15 protein-coding genes are annotated in these 17,351 nt (G+C 51.6%); all 15 read left to right on the top strand.

The genetic code is table 11. The annotated features are described in order from the left end of the window. Nucleotides 1-15: 15 nt before the first annotated feature. The 15 genes from lysS to yqeK all read left to right on the top strand — a co-directional run bounded on the left by lysS (nt 16) and on the right by yqeK (nt 17,307). On the top strand, nt 16-1,506 hold the full coding sequence (gene lysS, locus FWE06_05730) for a lysine--tRNA ligase (GenBank protein ID MCL2546680.1): 1,491 nt from the start codon (nt 16-18) through the stop codon (nt 1,504-1,506). Then, nucleotides 1,503-2,135, top strand: coding sequence for a hypothetical protein (locus tag FWE06_05735; protein MCL2546681.1), 633 nt, complete (start codon nt 1,503-1,505; stop codon nt 2,133-2,135). Before lysS ends, FWE06_05735 begins: the two co-directional genes overlap by 4 nt. After that, nucleotides 2,128-2,910 carry an RNA methyltransferase gene (locus FWE06_05740; GenBank protein ID MCL2546682.1) on the top strand — a complete coding sequence of 261 codons (783 nt, stop codon included), beginning with the start codon at nt 2,128-2,130 and terminating at the stop codon, nt 2,908-2,910. Before FWE06_05735 ends, FWE06_05740 begins: the two co-directional genes overlap by 8 nt. A 3-nt stretch (nt 2,911-2,913) precedes the next feature. After that, nucleotides 2,914-4,083, top strand: a complete 1,170-nt coding sequence (gene dprA, locus FWE06_05745) for a DNA-processing protein DprA (GenBank protein ID MCL2546683.1) — start codon at nt 2,914-2,916, stop codon at nt 4,081-4,083. A gap of 12 nt (nt 4,084-4,095) precedes the next feature. Next, a complete protein-coding gene (gene topA, locus FWE06_05750; GenBank protein MCL2546684.1) occupies nt 4,096-6,336 on the top strand; it encodes a type I DNA topoisomerase in 2,241 nt (746 codons plus the stop codon). Then, complete coding sequence (gene trmFO / locus FWE06_05755; GenBank protein ID MCL2546685.1) at nt 6,333-7,592, top strand: methylenetetrahydrofolate--tRNA-(uracil(54)-C(5))-methyltransferase (FADH(2)-oxidizing) TrmFO; 1,260 nt, start codon at nt 6,333-6,335, stop codon at nt 7,590-7,592. The genes topA and trmFO overlap by 4 nt, the downstream gene beginning before the upstream one ends. 6 nt (nt 7,593-7,598) lie before the next feature. Then, the gene (locus FWE06_05760) at nt 7,599-8,180 is read left to right on the top strand and encodes an AAA family ATPase (GenBank protein MCL2546686.1); all 582 of its coding nucleotides are present in this window, start codon (nt 7,599-7,601) and stop codon (nt 8,178-8,180) included. Continuing rightward, nucleotides 8,177-9,172, top strand: a complete 996-nt coding sequence (plsX, locus tag FWE06_05765) for a phosphate acyltransferase PlsX (protein MCL2546687.1) — start codon at nt 8,177-8,179, stop codon at nt 9,170-9,172. The genes FWE06_05760 and plsX overlap by 4 nt, the downstream gene beginning before the upstream one ends. After that, nucleotides 9,169-9,858 (top strand): ribonuclease III, encoded by a 690-nt coding sequence (rnc, locus tag FWE06_05770; protein MCL2546688.1) that lies wholly within the window; start codon nt 9,169-9,171, stop codon nt 9,856-9,858. Before plsX ends, rnc begins: the two co-directional genes overlap by 4 nt. Continuing rightward, the gene (gene smc / locus FWE06_05775; protein MCL2546689.1) at nt 9,849-13,409 is read left to right on the top strand and encodes a chromosome segregation protein SMC; all 3,561 of its coding nucleotides are present in this window, start codon (nt 9,849-9,851) and stop codon (nt 13,407-13,409) included. The genes rnc and smc overlap by 10 nt, the downstream gene beginning before the upstream one ends. A 37-nt stretch (nt 13,410-13,446) precedes the next feature. After that, a complete protein-coding gene (locus FWE06_05780; GenBank protein MCL2546690.1) occupies nt 13,447-14,139 on the top strand; it encodes a VTT domain-containing protein in 693 nt (230 codons plus the stop codon). 13 nt (nt 14,140-14,152) lie between these two features. After that, on the top strand, nt 14,153-15,022 hold the full coding sequence (ftsY, locus tag FWE06_05785; GenBank protein ID MCL2546691.1) for a signal recognition particle-docking protein FtsY: 870 nt from the start codon (nt 14,153-14,155) through the stop codon (nt 15,020-15,022). Between the two features lie 173 nt (nt 15,023-15,195). Continuing rightward, the gene (gene rdgB, locus FWE06_05790) at nt 15,196-15,771 is read left to right on the top strand and encodes an RdgB/HAM1 family non-canonical purine NTP pyrophosphatase (protein MCL2546692.1); all 576 of its coding nucleotides are present in this window, start codon (nt 15,196-15,198) and stop codon (nt 15,769-15,771) included. An 82-nt stretch (nt 15,772-15,853) separates the two neighbouring features. After that, on the top strand, nt 15,854-16,147 hold the full coding sequence (locus tag FWE06_05795; GenBank protein MCL2546693.1) for a YhbY family RNA-binding protein: 294 nt from the start codon (nt 15,854-15,856) through the stop codon (nt 16,145-16,147). Further along, a complete protein-coding gene (gene yqeK / locus FWE06_05800) occupies nt 16,138-17,307 on the top strand; it encodes a bis(5'-nucleosyl)-tetraphosphatase (symmetrical) YqeK (GenBank protein ID MCL2546694.1) in 1,170 nt (389 codons plus the stop codon). Before FWE06_05795 ends, yqeK begins: the two co-directional genes overlap by 10 nt. Nucleotides 17,308-17,351: the final 44 nt, after the last annotated feature.

The following is a 17,351-nucleotide window of genomic DNA, read 5'->3' on the forward strand; positions in this document are numbered from 1 at the left end:
AGACGAGGATATGGCATGAACACGCCCCCCGAAAACCAAATTTCAGAGCGCGAATTTTTGCAAATTCGTCGCGCCAAGTTGGCGGCGCTGCAGCAGACAGGACAAGACCCGTTTGCCGTAACGGCGTTTGATCGTACGCTCACGACACAGGACATTCGTGAAAATTTTGACATGCTTGAAGGTACGCAAGGCACAATAGCAGGGCGCATTATGTCCATGCGTGACATGGGCAAAGCCTCATTTTGCGATTTGCAAGACGGCAGCGGCCGCCTGCAATTCTATGTCCGTGCCGATGCCTTACCGGATGGACAATATGAAGACATTTACAAAAGGTTTGATATTGGCGACATGATTGGCGTCAGCGGCACAATATTTCGCACCAAACGCGGCGAGATGTCTCTAAAAGCCAACAATGTGGCATTGCTGGCAAAATCGCTCAAACCATTGCCGGAGAAATTTCACGGTTTGACCGACACAGAACTGCGTTATCGCCAACGTTATTTGGACTTGATTATGAATGCCGATGTCAAGCGTACTTTTGAGCTGCGTTCAAAAATTATCAGTGCCATGCGGCGTTGGCTGGACGAACGCGGCTTTTTGGAAGTTGAGACACCGATTCTCAACACTCTTGTCACGGGTGCTACAGCACGCCCATTTTGCACACACCACAATACGTTGGGGTTGGATATGACATTGCGCATCGCGCCGGAACTGCCGCTCAAACGCCTGATTGTTGGCGGGTTTGAGAAGGTATATGAGCTCAATCGCAATTTTCGCAACGAGGGTATGAGTATCAAGCATAATCCCGAGTTTACTATGTTGGAGTTCTATGAGGCATACACCAACTGCGACGGCATGATGGAACGTTGTGAGCAACTAATTACCCATGTGGCACAGGAAGTGCTCGGTACAACTGAAATCGAATATCAAGGCACGCCCATCAGCCTCAAAGCCCCATGGCCGCGGCTGTCGATGATTGATGTTGTCAAGCAATATACAGGCATAGATTTCCTGTCATTTACCGACGACGAAGACGCTCGCACGGCAATGAAATCGCTTGGACTTGCTGTCAAAGGCAACGAGTCGTGGGGTGACGCGCTGTTTGAATGCTTTGACCAACGCGCCGAAGATAAAATTATTCAACCAACCTTTATCACGCGCCACCCTGTTGAAGTATCACCACTTGCCAAACGATGCAACGATGACGCGCGCTTGACTGACCGTTTTGAAATTTTCAGCCTTCTGGGCGAGTTGGGCAACGCTTTCTCTGAATTAAATGACCCCATTGACCAGCGGCAACGTTTTGAGCGGCAAGCGGCGTTAAAAGCCGCAGGTGATGACGAAGCAAATGATTTGGATGAGGACTTCCTCAATGCGTTAGAGTATGGCATGCCACCGACAGGCGGGATTGGGCTGGGCATTGACCGTTGGATTATGCTGCTGACCAACAGCGCCAGCATCCGTGACGTGATTTTATTCCCCACGATGAAACCGATTGCCAAATGAATGTTAAAATCGTAGGGCAAGGCGGACATTTGCCCATAGGCGACGATCGCTCGCCCACACCGCAAAAGCCGCAAGGCAACGGATTGCGATACTGGTTTATCAATGTCTTCTGGTATCATTATAAGATACATTTTATCATCGCTTGTGTGCTGCTGATTGGTGCAACGAGTTTTGTGATAACACTGATACGCAATCGTCCGCCTGACTTTCAGATGGTGATTTTAACCCAAGGCAGCGTTATTTTTCCCGACGCGCCTGAGCTTTCACGACTCCTTTCCAACGAATTAGGTGACCAAAACGGCGATGGCCGAGCCGTTTCTCACGTCCACGTTCTCGGCCTGTCCCGTGCCAACCCTAATTTCTACCAACACACGCAGCAGGCGATGATTTATTTCAATGACCCAAGCATTGTATTATACGTTGTTGACGCCGCGATGCGCGAACAGTTTTCCCGTTTCTTTGAACCTGACAATAACCCGCTTGATGTTAGCCAAACACCGATGTTCCAACGCATTGGACGCAGCGATCAACCGTATTATGTGTTTATGCGTCTGCGAACAGCAGAGAGTGTGGAGAGTAATTATCGGCTGGCGGAACAGGCATTGACGGCAATTCTAAACTATGAGTAACCAATTGATTAGCAGCCGTCACAATCCCATGTACAAGCAACTGCGCAAGCTGTGCGACGACCGCCGTGAACGGCAACGCACCGGCCTGTTCCCTGTGGCGGGAGCAATGCACTTGTTGCAAGAAGCTGTAGCGTGTGGCATAGCAGTGGATAGAGTCGCGGCAACGCCTGAGGTGATGGCGAAATTACAGTCAGGCGACGTATTCGCGACCGCTCGAGGGCAGTTACCTTTACAAATGGCATTTAGCGCTGAATTGATGGCATCCCTTGTGCCTGTCGAATCCACCGCACCGATCTTCTTCACATGTCCCCTACCCTCCCAGCAACTTTCCTCGGATATTTTGCAATCGGGCAAACATTTAGTCCTTGACGGTGTGCAAGACCCCGGCAATGTCGGCACGTTGTTGCGTACAGCGGCGGCATTTGGCTTTTCTTCTGTGGTTACGCTGAGCGGTACGGCCGACATATATAGCCCCAAGGTCGTCCGTGCAACAGCAGGCGCATTGTTCCAGTTGAATGCCTTCACGGTGGCACGTGCTGACTTGCTTGTCATGCTTAACGACATTGATTGCTATGTCGCGGCACATGCCGACAATGCCCTTACACCCTCCCATTTGCAAGGGCGTGATGGTTTGCTCGTCATTGGCAACGAAGGCGCAGGCGTATCGGAAGCACTCCGCAACGCCGCAACTGCTGTTGTGTCAATTCCAATAGGCAGTGACAGCTTAAATGCTGCGGTGGCGGGCGGAATTTTGATGTGGGAAATGCGGAGGTAAGTCATGCATAATGAATTATTATATTGGCTATGGTTTGGCTTGTGTACACCTATGACACACTTTCAAAAGGCTTCGTTATGGAACACGGTTGGCGACATTGAGCGTATTTATCGCGGCGATAGTGACTGGTATGTGCAATATGGTGTGCCGCCAAAGGCACTCAATGCATTAAGTCGTAAGGACACCACTATCGCCACCTCTATTTTAGAGCGCTGTCAACGGCTGCAAATCGACCTCCTGCCCTTCAATGATGCACGTTATCCCGAAAAGCTAAACAACATTCACGACCCGCCCATGCTATTGTACTGTCTTGGCAATTTGCCCAAACCACAGCCGTCGCTTGCCATTGTCGGCGCACGTGAACCCAGCGAAATGGGTAAACTTTATGCCGAAACATTTGCAAGCCAATTGGCAAAAGGCGGCTTGCTCATTGTATCGGGCATGGCAGAGGGCATTGATGCTGCTGCTCATCGCGGCGCGTTGCGGGCAGGCGAACCCACTGTTGCCGTTTTGGGTTGCGGTGTAGATATTCCGTATCCCAAAGGCAACGACACATTATACCGCCAAATTCTTGAAAACGGCGCAATTTTAAGTGAATACCCACCGGGCACAGCTCCCAAGTCCGAACATTTTCCGGCACGTAATCGCATCATCAGTGGCCTGTGCGACGGCGCGCTCATCATTCAGGGGAAATCTAAAAGCGGCGCAGGCATTACGGCCAATCTCGCCTTCAACCAAGGACGAGCCGTATTCGCACTACCCGGACGACACGATGACCCGCTGAGTAAGAAGCCCAATACTCTTATCAAACAGCAAGTTGCCAAATTGGTCGACTGTGCGGACGATATTTTAGAGGATATTCCCGGTGTGGAAAAATTGCCAAAGTCCGCAGGGCATGACAGTTTCGGCACGCTCCATGTCATTAAACGTGATGACCGTACCGACACATTGAAGTCACCGCACCCTACACCCCCAACTTTCGACTTGTCCCAATTCAGTCCACCCGAACGTGAGGTGTTGACATTTATCGCCACCCGTGAGCGCACTATGGAGCAGCTTGCCGCGCATTTTGATATGCCTATCAATGAACTACTGGCACACTTGACCATGCTAGAAACTTACGGCGCGATTGTTGACCGCGGCGGAAAGACGTATCATATAAGTTACAATTAAATTGGAGGAACTATGTCCAAACTAGTCATTGTAGAATCACCTGCTAAGGCAAAAACTATCGGCAAGTATCTCGGCAAAGGTTACATTGTCAAAGCCACGATGGGTCACGTGCGTGACCTACCCAAAAGCAAAATGGGCGTCGACATCGACAACGGCTACGCCATGGAATATAAACCGCTTGAGGGTAAGCAGGAAACTGTCCGTGCATTGGAAAAAGACGCCAAAAAGGCCGACGCTGTCTACCTCGCAACTGACCCGGATCGCGAGGGTGAAGCCATTAGCTGGCATCTCAAAGAGATGCTCAATTTAGACGACGACAAGGCGTTGCGCGTGGTGTTTAATGAAATCACGCCCAAAGTTGTCAAGGCGTCCATAGACAATCCGCGCGCCATCGATATGGATTTGGTTGACGCGCAGCAGGCACGGCGTGTGCTTGACCGCATTGTGGGCTATCAGCTCAGCCCGTTGCTGTGGAAAAAGATTAAATCACGGCTGTCGGCAGGGCGTGTGCAGTCGGTGGCAACGCGGCTTGTCGTTGACCGCGAAGAAGAAATCCGCGCATTTAATCCCGAGGAATACTGGGAAATTTCCGTCGATTTGGAGCGCATCAACGCACAAGGCGCGTTCAAGGCGAAGTTTTACGGCAATGCCGACGGGCGTGTTGATTTGTCCGATGAGGCGTCAACGCAAAACATCGTCAACGACGTGCAAAACGCGCCGTTTAGCGTACACAACTGCAAAAACACTGAGAAAAAGCGTAACCCCGCACCGCCCTTTATTACCTCAACGCTACAACAAGACGCCAGCCGCAAGTTTAACATGACAGCCAAGCGCGTCATGGCAATTGCGCAACAGCTTTACGAAGGCATTGAGCTGACAAACGGCGGACTGACAGGCTTGATTACCTATATGCGTACCGACTCGTTGCGCCTGTCCGATGATGCCGTCGCCGAGGCGCGGGATTATATCAAACAGCGATTCGGCGATGCTTATTTGCCCGCCGCGCCGCGTGTATTTAAGTCGAAAAAGAACGCGCAAGACGCCCACGAAGCCATCCGTCCGTCACAGGCCGACTTGTCACCCGACATGATTCGCGATGACCTTTCTGCCGACCAGTACAAGGTTTACAAACTCATTTGGGCGCGGTTTATGGCGTGTCAGATGTCGCATGCGGTTTACGATACACTGACCATTGATACCATCAGTGCCGGCTGGATTTTCCGTGCCAATCATACGCAAATTAAGTTTGCCGGTTTTACCGCCATTTATGAAGAATCCAATGACGACGACGAAAAAGCCGAAAGCCCCCTGCCCAATTTAACAAAGGGCGAACCACTTTCGTTGCAGACGATTGACCCATCGCAGCACTTTACACAACCGCCCGCACGATACAATGAGGCGACCCTTATTCGCGCCATGGAAGAACGCGGTATTGGGCGACCGTCGACGTATGCACCGACGATTAGCACCATCCAAGACCGCGAGTACGTCTTAAAAGAAGGCAAAGCCTTGCGTCCCACCCCGTTGGGCGAAGTCGTGACAGGCTTTATGAAAGATAAGTTCACCGATGTCATTGACGTGGAATTCTCTGCGCGCATGGAGTCGTTGCTCGATGAAGTCGAGAGCGGCAAGAAGCCGTGGAAACAATTGCTTGATGAGTTTTATGCCACATTCTCCAAGAGCATGGCCGAAGGTGAAGCGTCATTGGCAGAGGGACGGCTGAAAATCCCCGACGAGGAAAGCGACATCGTTTGCGACTTGTGTCAAGGGCCGATGGTTATTAAATCGGGGCGGTTCGGACGGTTTTTGGCGTGTAAAAACTATCCCGAATGCAAGAACACTAAACCGCTTGCCGTCGAAGCACCCGGCACATGCCCAACTTGCGGCGCAAAAATTCTTAAAAAGAAATCAAAAAAAGGCTACGCCTATTATGGTTGCGAAAAAAATCCCGACTGTCCGTTTATGAGCTGGGACGCGCCAACGTCCGAAATTTGCGCCGATTGCGGCAAGTCGCTGTTCAAAAAATCGGGCAAAGGCAACAATAAATCGTTCTGTATCAATGCGGAATGTGTGTCGTTTTTGCCGGAAGACCAGCGCGGCTATTATAAGAAGAAGGCGAAAACCGACGACGGTGAAAAAGACAACGAAGCACCTGACGGCGCGCCGCCCGAGAAAAAGCCTGCGGCAAAAAAGAAAGCCCCTGCTAAGAAGAAACCCGCCGCCAAAAAGCCCGCGGCGAAGGAGAAAGCATGACGACAGTCACCATTATAGGCGCGGGTCTTGCAGGCTGCGAGGCCGCATGGCAACTTGCCGAGCGCAACGTGCAGATCAAACTGCACGAAATGAAACCGCATGCCATGTCGCCCGCGCATCAAAGCCCATATTACGCCGAGCTTGTTTGCTCCAATTCCCTGCGCGGCGACAGTTTAGAGAATGCTGTCGGGCTACTCAAAGAAGAGCTGCGGCGAATGAATTCGCTCATTATTTCATGTGCCGATGTCACGCGTGTACCTGCCGGCGGCGCACTTGCCGTAGATCGCGAAGCATTTGCACGGCTTGTTACCGAGAAGATTCAAACACACGAAAACATTACCATTATCGAGGGCGAAGTTGATACTATCCCCAATGATGGGCGCGTAATCATAGCATCAGGGCCACTCACACAAGGAAAGTTGGCAGACGATATTGCCGCAAAACTCGGCACGCCGCTCTTTTTCTTCGATGCCGCTGCACCGATTGTCACGCTGGAAAGCATTGACATGACACATGCGTTTTGGGGTAGCCGCTACGACAAAGGCACGCCCGATTACGTCAATTGTCCACTCGATAAGTCACAATATCAAGCCTTTGTGCAAGCCTTAGCGACAGCGGAACAAGCGCAACTGCGGGATTTTGAAGATTCGCGGGTGTTCGAGGGCTGTTTGCCTGTCGAGGTACTGGCACGACGGGGTGAAGACGCCTTACGATACGGAGCGTTTAAACCTGTTGGATTAAGTGGTCCGGACGGCGAGAAACATTATGCTGTGTTGCAACTCCGCAAAGATAATGCGGCCGGCGATTTACTCAATTTGGTCGGTTGCCAAACACATTTGACATTCGGTGAACAGAGGCGCGTTTTCGGCATGATTCCCGCGTTGCGCAACGCCGAATATATGCGCTACGGCGTTATGCATCGCAACACATATATTGATTCGCCACGACATTTAGACGCTTGTTTTCGATTGAAAAGCGAGCCGCGTATTGCCTTTGCAGGGCAAATGACAGGCGTAGAGGGCTATGTGGAATCATGCGCAAGTGGGTTGGTAGCGGCATTGGGCATTGAATTCCCAGAGACCACGGCAATCGGCGCATTGGCACATTATATTTCCAATCCCGCTATAGTGAATTTTCAACCAATGAATATCAATTTCGGATTGTTGCCGCCTTTAGAGCAACGAATTAGAGACAAGCGGGAGCGTTATCGCACCATTTCTGAGCGAGCATTGCGTGAATTATATTATGAGGAGTGAGGAATCATGCCGTTTATCGTAGGTATTGCCGGTGGCAGCGCAAGCGGGAAAACTACTTTTTGCCATGCGCTTGCCGAAACTCTTGATGGGTATAATATAAATGTCTTTCATATGGATCACTATTTCAAGGCCGATGAACAGTTGCCACGCGCCAAAGCACCTATTGCGGACAAAGAATATCCCGACCATAATCATCCTGACACCATTGATTTCCCGCGGTTGTTGGATGCAATTTCGCAAACCAAACAAAGTACGGAAATTATTTTAATCGAAGGTGCTCTGGCATTTGCATTTAAGGAGATTTATTCGCAATGTGATTTGAAAATTTATATCGATTGTCAAGTCGATGAGCGGATTGTGCGGCGATTGAAGCGTTATTATTCAGGCGCTTGGGGGAATGTTACAGTTGATGAGATTTTTGGCTATATGTCGGATATTTATCTTGATTTGGTGCGATACAGACATGACGAGTATGTTGAGCCGTCGAAGTGGCGGGCAGATATGATTCTCAATGGTTCGATGCCATCGGAGAAAGCTTTGGAGATGGTGAGAGACTATATTTTGAGCAAAATTGGAGGAGCCGTATGAAACTGATTATTGATGCGATGAGTGGCGACCACGCGCCGTTAGAGATTGTCAAAGGAGCGTTGGAGGCAGACTTTGATGGTCAAATTTTGCTTGTCGGGCGCGAGGTTTCTATTATAGGGGCCTGTGAACAGCTTGACATACAGCAATTCCCGGCCAATATCGAGATTTTCAATGCCGAGCAGGTAGTTGAAATGGAAGATGACGCCGGAGCGGTTATGCGCGAAAAGCCGGATAGTTCAATGGCGGTCGCATTACGTCTGCTTGCCGAAGGGCAGGGCGATGCTGTCATCAGCGCGGGCAATACAGGCGCACTGCTCGCCATGTCAACACTGACAGTCAAGCGTATTCGCGGTATTCGGCGCGCGGCATTGGCACCGATCTTGCCATCTTCAAATGGCGGCGTGCTGTTGCTGGACTGTGGGGCAAATGTCGAGTGTACAGCCGAATACCTCTACCAATTCGCACTCATGGGCTACGCATACGCAAAGAAAACGTTATTGCTCGACAACCCGCGTGTTGGACTGCTCAACATCGGCAGCGAAGAGGGCAAAGGCACGGCCGTGCATCGCGAGGCGTATCAACTGCTCAAACAGGCGCATGAAGCCAATAAAATCAACTTTATTGGCAACGCCGAGGCGCGCGACATGCCGTTCGGCGTGTGTGATGTGCTGATTTCTGACGGGTTCAGCGGTAATATTTTGCTCAAAACGATGGAGGGCGTGGGGCTGTTTTTTGCCAAATCGCTCAAAGACATCATTTATAAAAATGGCAAAACCAAAATTGCCGGCGCATTGCTAAAAAAAGACATGGCAGCATTCAAAAAAATGATGGACTATACTGAAACAGGCGGCGCACCCTTGCTCGGCATTGCCAAGCCCGTTATCAAGGCACACGGCAGCAGCAATGCCAAGGCAATCTGTGGCGCAATCCGGCAGGCGAAAAACTATGCAGCGGGCAATGCCTGTGGCTATATTCAGGAGCAGCTCTCATGACCGGCACAATCAACATCAATTTTGGAGCGCGCATTGGCTACACGTTCCAATCCCCCGCCCTGCTCGAAATGGCGTTAACACACAGCTCACACGCCAACGAACATCGGCGTAGCTCTCAGGGTTCATATGAGCGTTTAGAATTTCTGGGAGACGCTGTGCTGGGAATGTTGACTGCCGAATACTTATATCAAGCCCACCCCACCATGCCGGAGGGCGAGCTGACCAAGCTGCGCTCACAGCTAATTTGCGAACCGAGCCTATGCGCAGTGGCAAAATCACTGGAACTGGGCAAGGTCATCCGCTTAGGCAAAGGTGAGTTGTCAGCGGGCGGGCAAACGCGCCCGTCTGTGCTGGCCGACGTTGTCGAGGCATTGCTAGCGGCCATTTATCTGGACGGCGGTGTGGTGGCGGCACGGGATTTTTATCAGCAGCATATTTGCGATATCGTGGTCAAAGCCAGTGCTTTCAACGATTACAAAACGCAATTACAAGAAATCGTGCAACGACAACAAGGGCGAAAAATCGCTTACTCGCTTGACAGTGAGACGGGACCCGAACACGCTAAAACATTCACCGCATCGGTCGCCATTGACGACATCAAACGCGGCACAGGCAACGGACATAGTCGCAAAGAAGCCGAACAAAAAGCCGCCGAAATGGCGATGGGTGATAAGACATGGTATTAAAACGATTAGAACTGCACGGCTTCAAATCCTTTCCGGACAAGACACTGCTCGATTTCGGCGAGGGCGTGACGGCGGTCGTTGGCCCCAATGGCAGCGGCAAAAGCAATGTTGGCGACGCCGTGCGCTGGGTATTGGGTGAGCAGAATTGCCGCACCTTGCGCTGCGAAAAGAAAATGGATGAACTCATCTTCCACGGCACAGCCAAGCGCAATGCTGTGGGTTTTTGCGAGGCATCTATTGTACTGGACAACACTGCCCGCGGCATTGCTTACGACGGCGACGAAGTCGTCATTACGCGACGGCTGTACCGTTCGGGCGAGAGCGAATATTATATCAACAAAGCCTCGGTACGGCTCAAAGACGTATCCGATTTGTTCCTCGATACCGGATTGGGGCGCGACGGCTACTCCATTATCGGGCAAGGCCGCATCAGCGAAGTCATCAGCGAGCGTTCGGGCGACCGCCGGCGTATATTTGAAGAGGCGGCGGGCATTGCCCGCTATCGCGTGCGCAAAGAGGAGAGCCAGCGCAAATTAAAGCATGCCGACGACAATCTCGTGCGTATTCAAGATAAAATCGACGAACTGCAATGGCAGCTCGACCCGCTTGTCGAACAAGCTGAAGTCGCCAAACGATATTTGCTGGCACGGGATGAGTTGCGGCAGCTTGAAATCAATGTGTGGCTCGAAAATTTGGACAACTTGCGCCGCGACGGTGACAAGGCACGCGCCGAATGCCGCATTGCCGACGAACAATTCATGGCACGCAAGGCCGGCATAGAGGCATTGTATGCCGAATCGACTGGAATTGACGAAACACTGGAAGTCAGCAACATTGCCGCGGAGGAATGTCGCCAACAGTACAACCAAGCGCAAGAACAAGCCGCCGAGACTGAAACCCTCCGCGCTGTCAAACAAACCGAGCGCGAACATCAACAGCAAACCGCACAACGCTTGCACGAAGAATTGCAGACGCACTTAACGCGCGATGAGGATTTAGTGCAGCAAATCGAAGGCGAACAAACCGCCATCGAAACATTGGAACAGTCACGAGCTCTTCTTTCTGAACAAGAAACTCTCTTACGCAGAGAACTCAACGCGTTGCAAGAGAACACCAGCGGCATTGCGTTGGCGTTAGACGACGCACGTTTGACCGAGCAGACAGCCCGGGCAGCGGCAGCAGAGTGCAGTACGCAGTTGGCCGCCGAACAGGCCGCAGTGGCGCAATGGCACGCACAAATCGACAGCATTTCACAAGCACAGACTGAAAACGAGGCAGTTTTAACACAAGCCCGCACCGATTTAGACCAATACAACCAAAAATTACGCGACATCGACGAAACCCTGACGGCACATAAAAACATATTACAAGGCTATGAGTTACGGCGCGAAACACGCGGCAAAAAGTTGGAACAACAACGCGCCGAACTGGAATTGTTGCGCTTAAACGAACGCGAACTGCTGGCACGACGCACGACATTGACAGCCATGGAGCGCGAATACGAGGGGTTTTCCAACTCAGTCAAAACCGTGATGAACAACGCAAAGAACCAGGCATTGCAAGGTATTCACGGCGCAATTGGCGATATTATCACGGTCGAGGACAAATACGCCGCCGCCATTGAAACCACGCTGGGCGGCGCATTACAGAACATTGTCGTTGACAACGAAGATGATGCCAAAGCCGCCATCTCACTACTCAAGGCGCGCAACAGCGGGAGGGCGACTTTCTTGCCCATTACCGCCGTGCGTGGGCGGGAACTCAACGAGCCATCTCTGCAAAGTGCCTCCGGCTTTGTCGGTATCGCCAGCCATCTTGTGCAATACGACAGCCAATACAGCGGCATTATTGCGCAATTGCTGGGTCGCACCGTTGTGGCAGAACACATCGACGCGGCGATTGCGCTGTCGCGGGCGTACAAGCATCAATTTAGAATCGTCACACTTGATGGGCAAATTATCCATGCCGGCGGCAGTATGACGGGCGGCAGTTTGGCAAGAACAACCAATATTCTCTCCCGCCGTAACGAACTTGACCGCATTATTGCCAAACACGATGTCTTAAAAAACGATATTGCGGTCAAAAACGAAGCGTTCCTCGAACTGGATCGTGAGGTCACTGCTGTCAACTACGACTATGAAACATCGCTCGAACAGAGCCGTGTCGCGGAGAACGAGCGGCGTATCGTGCTGTCAGAGGGCGAACACGCCAACCGCCGTGTGACTGAGCTGGAAGCCGCTGCCGTCACGCATATGCGGCAACTGGAAGAGCTGCGTAAATCCATCACCGCTTCGTTACAATTGCAAGACCAACATACCCGCACAGCCGCCAACCACCTGCAACGCGCCGAAGAAGCAAAAGCATTGCAAGACAATCACTTAGCCGGCCAAAACACACTAAGCCAAGAGGGTGAAACATTGACCAACACCCTATCGACACTGCGCGACGAACAATTTAAGGCCGATGCGCAACTCTTAGCGCACCGCAAGAGCATTGCCGACATTGAGTCACTGCGGCAGTCGCTGTCGGGCGACCATGAAACACGCACGGCAAATCAGCTGGCATGTGAGGAATCCGTAGTGCGTCTGGATAGCGAAATCAAACAGTTGGTAACGCAGAAACAGGCACAAGACAATGAGGCAGAAAAACTCAACGTCACTTTACACGAAATCTACGAACGGCGCAACGCCTTAGAGGGCAAGCGCGGCACGGTGGAACGGCAAATCCGCGAGCATAACGACGACATTATCAAACTAGAGCAAGAGAAATCGCGCTTAGAATTGAAACGCGAATCAGCCGAGAGCGAAGAAAAAGCCATCATTGATAAACTTTGGGACAATTACGGCCTAACACGCAGCGCGGCAACGGCGGCACGGACAGACATCGACAGTTTGCCCAAGGCAAATCGCCGCATCGGTGCGTTGCGGCAGGACATTAACGATATGGGTGCTGTCAATGTTGGTGCCATTGAAGAATATGATAGGGTGAAGGAGCGTCACAACTACCTCAGTGAGCAGCGTGACGATGCTGCAGCCGCACAACAAGAGCTTTTGGCCATGATTGAAGAAATTACCGCACAGATGGCCAACATTTTCACGCGGCAATTCGCGCAAATTAACGAACTCTTCGGTGCCACATTCAGCGAAATATTCGGCGGCGGTGCGGCATATTTAGAGCTTGAAGACCCCGAAGATATCCTAAATTGCGGCGTAGAGATCAAGGCACAGCCCCCCGGCAAAAAAATGCGTTCGATTACATTGCTGTCCGGCGGAGAGAAGTCTTTGGTTGCCATCGCGTTATATTTTTCGCTCTTCAAAGTGCGCCCCGCGCCCTTTTGTCTGCTCGATGAAATTGACCATGAGCTTGACGACGTCAATGTCACGCGCTTTGCCGCTTATTTGGACAAAATGGCACGAAACACACAGTGTATCGTCATCACCCACCGCCGCGGCACAATGGAGGCCGCTAACAAACTCTACGGCGTGACAACTGTCGAAGAAGGCATTTCTAAAATTATCACGCTGACGCTTGATGATGCCGAAGGTGTTTAACGCTTTACAACAAAAAGACGACTGAAGGGAGCAACTCATGAACCGACGCACCATCATCGTTTCGTTGCTCATCGCTGCGGGCATGGCGGTCTTGATTGCCTTCATGGTCAACGACCTGTTGCCATTGATCCGCGCTTTTCTCGACAACGACACCGATATTGCCGCTCACATCGAAACCTATGGTGCACGCGGCGTGCCGATGCTCATTGCGTTGCAAATACTTCAAATCATCCTGCCCATCATCCCCGCGGCCAGCATCGCAGCATTGAGCGGCTTGCTGTATGGCGTGTGGCAGGGCGCAGTCATCAACATGACAGGGCGCATTTTGGGCAACATGATCATGTTCGTCGCTTGGCGCAAAATGCGGAATCTCATGGCTCGTATCTGGCCGCAAAACGAAGAGAAACAAGGCTTCCTCACCCGCATTATGGCAAAAGTGAACAACCCCGGCATTGCGGCAACACTGATTATCTTCATGCCGGGCATCCCTTACAGCCTTACGCCCTATATGTTCGCCAAGACGAAAATGCCGCTGACACAATACCTCGCGGCCGTTATTATCGGCAACTTGCCGTGGGCGTTTTTGTACGCCTATTTGGGTGACAGCGTGGCGGACGGCAATTATACCACGGCGTTGATCTTGCTGGGCATTGTGGCGGCCGTCGTCATCGCAGCAGTTGCCGTGCGGCGCAAGCTGAGACGCAAACCCAAAGAAACGTTTACATTGTAGGAGGCACATCACCATGGGATTTTTTGACAAATTGAAAACGCACTTTTCCGAAGTTTTCACACGGAGCAAGCTCGACGAAGATTTCTATGACGAACTTGAAGAGGCACTTATTACCGCCGACATCGGCGTGGAGCTTGCCGGCGAACTGGTCGAACAGCTGCATAATAAAATCAAGCTGGACAAGCTCTCTGAGCCCGAGCAAGCCAAAGAGGCACTGCGCGAACTGTTGATTAAGCGCATGTGTAGGGGCGAACATTGTTCGCCCGCAGAAAGCAGCCCGTTAATCGTTCTTGTCATCGGCGTCAACGGCGTGGGCAAGACCACCACACTGGGCAAGTTGGCGCACCACTACCAAGCACAAGGCAAACACGTCCTGCTGGCGGCAGGCGACACATTCCGCGCTGCGGCAGCCGACCAATTGGAAATTTGGAGCAAGCGTGCCAACGTAGATATTGTCAGGCAAAGCGAGGGCGCAGACCCCGCTGCCGTGGTATTTGACGCACTCAATGCCGCCCGTGCGCGCGACGTCGACGTCATTCTCATCGACACAGCGGGACGACTGCACACCAAGAGCAATCTCATGCAAGAACTGGCAAAAATCGGGCGCGTCATCGACCGCGAAATGCCCGATGCATCACGCGAATGCTTGCTTGTCCTCGATGCCACAACAGGGCAAAATGGACTTATGCAAGCCGCTGAATTTACGCAATCCATTGCCTTAACAGGGCTGGTGCTGACCAAAATGGACGGTACAGCAAAAGGCGGCGTAGCCTTCGCCGTCGGCGAAACATTGGACGTACCCGTCAAATGGGTCGGTGTGGGCGAGCAGATGGGCGATTTAATGCCGTTTGACGCTGAGGCGTTTGTGAGGGAGATAATTTGATTGCGCATTCGCACAATGGAAAATCACCCGTCTGGCTTACGCCAGCCACCCTCTTTTGCGAAAGAAGGCAAAGCGAGAACGCGGCCAAGCCCTACCCTCTTTGTAAAGAGGGTGTCCCCGCAGAGACGGGTGATTTTCCCGCGCCCGTGGCGCGATTATTACAGGAGGAAAATATGCAACTAATCATCGCCAGCAACAACGCCAAAAAAGCCGCCGAATTACACGCCTTGCTGGATGGAAAATTCGAGCTGTTGACATTACAGCAGGCCGGCATATATAATGTACCCGAAGAAACAGGCACGACGTTCCGCGAAAATGCGTTGATTAAAGCCAACGCCGCGCATATTCGGACGGGAATGCCTGTAGTGGCAGACGATTCGGGGTTGTGTGTCGACGCGTTGGGCGGTGCGCCGGGCGTTTATTCGGCGGAGTATGGCTCGCCCCAAGCTGTCACCGATACCGACCGCAACGCCCTGCTTCTCAAAAATATGAACAACAAAGATAACCGCACTTGCCACTTTGTCAGTTGCCTCTGTTTGCTGCTGCCAAACAAGCCGCCTATCTACTTCGAGGGCTACTGCCACGGCGAACTGCTGCACAATCCACGCGGCAACGGCGGTTTCGGCTACGACCCGCTCGTGTATTTGCCTGCATACAAAAAAACAATGGCGGAACTGCCGTCGGAAGTTAAAAATGCCATCAGCCATCGCGGGCAGGCAATGGTGAAATTGAAAGAATATCTATTGTAGAGGCGGATTCCATAGCCACTCATTGAAAGCACACAATATTCTTGGGCTGGTATGAAATCCGCCCTACAAGGAGAACAAAATCATGCTAAACAGCAAACAACGCGCCCAATTACGCGCTATGGCAAACAGCTTAGACAGCATCATTCATGTCGGCAAAACAGGCTTAACCGACAATATCACTGTACAGCTTGACGGCGTATTGGCGACGCGTGAGCTCATCAAAGGCACAGTGTTAGAAACATCTCCGCTGACGGCAAAAGAAGCCGCCAATGCCCTGGCAGAAAAGACAAAGGCCGATGTCGTGCAAGTCATCGGGCGACGGTTTGTCCTGTATCGCCGCAATAACGAGAAACCCACCATCGAGCTATGCGAATAGTATTATACGGCGGCGCATTTAATCCACCACACGCAGGTCATCGCGCGGCACTGCAATCCTTTTCGCGAGCCTTACACCCCGACTTACTGCTCGTTATGCCGACAGGCCAGTCAACACATAAGCCCATGCCGGAATGTTCGCCAACACCAACACAGCGTTTAAAACTTTGCAACATCATGTTCGGCAACATTCAAAACATAGAAATCTCCACCGATGAAATGGCACAAAACGGTGCAAACTACACCGTTGACACTGTGCAGCGGTTACAAGCGCGCTACCCAAACGCGCAAATCACTGTGGCGCTGGGCGGCGATATGTTGTTGGCTCTACACCAATGGTATGATGTAAAGTTATTATGTCAACTTGTCGATTTTGCTGTATTGTCTCGTGAAGAGAACATCAACCGCGATGACATCGCGCTTCAACGACAAGCGACGTATATGCAGGCAACGTATCAGGCAAAGATAACACTCGTGCCGCATGACCCTATTGAGGCGGGTTCATATGCATTGCGCCAACAGCTTATGCGTGGTGAAGACAGTCCTTTATTGTCCCCCGTGATGACATATATCGACACCCACAATTTATACCGGCACCCGTCCAAGCGCCTCTCCATTGCCAAAATTGAGCAGCTCGTGCGCGAAATCTTATCGCCGAAACGCTGGCAGCACAGCCTTGGAACTGCCGAAACAGCAGCGGACTTAGCGCGTTGCCACGGCGTGAATGAAGACGACGCCTACCGCGCCGGACTGTGGCACGATTTCACCAAAGAAGAAAATTTGCAAAAACAGTTGCAAATTTGTCATAGCTATGGTATTATGTCAAGTGTTGACGAAAATTTGAACTTGTTGCACAGCTATTCGTCCGCATGCTTGGCATTTGATGTCTACGGTGAAAGCCGTGCCGTAGCAATGGCGATTGCGGCACATGTCTGCGGGCAAATTGGCATGAGCCAATTGGCAAAATGTGCTTATCTCGCCGATAAGACAGAGCCAGGGCGCAACTACCCTGAAGTAACGGCGTTGCGTGACTTGTCACGCCATGACTTAGACGCCGCAATGGTTGCCACGTTAGAGCAAATTATGCAATGGCACTTCAAACGCGGTGGTATTGTGTATCCGCAAAGTATCACAACACGTAACTTTTTGTTGAATCAGTGATTTCGAGGTTGAATTTTCTGCCTGTTTCTGTTATACTGCAACGT

It is taken from the genome of Oscillospiraceae bacterium, assembly GCA_009780275.1.
Classification (GTDB): domain Bacteria; phylum Bacillota; class Clostridia; order Oscillospirales; family UBA929; genus WRAI01.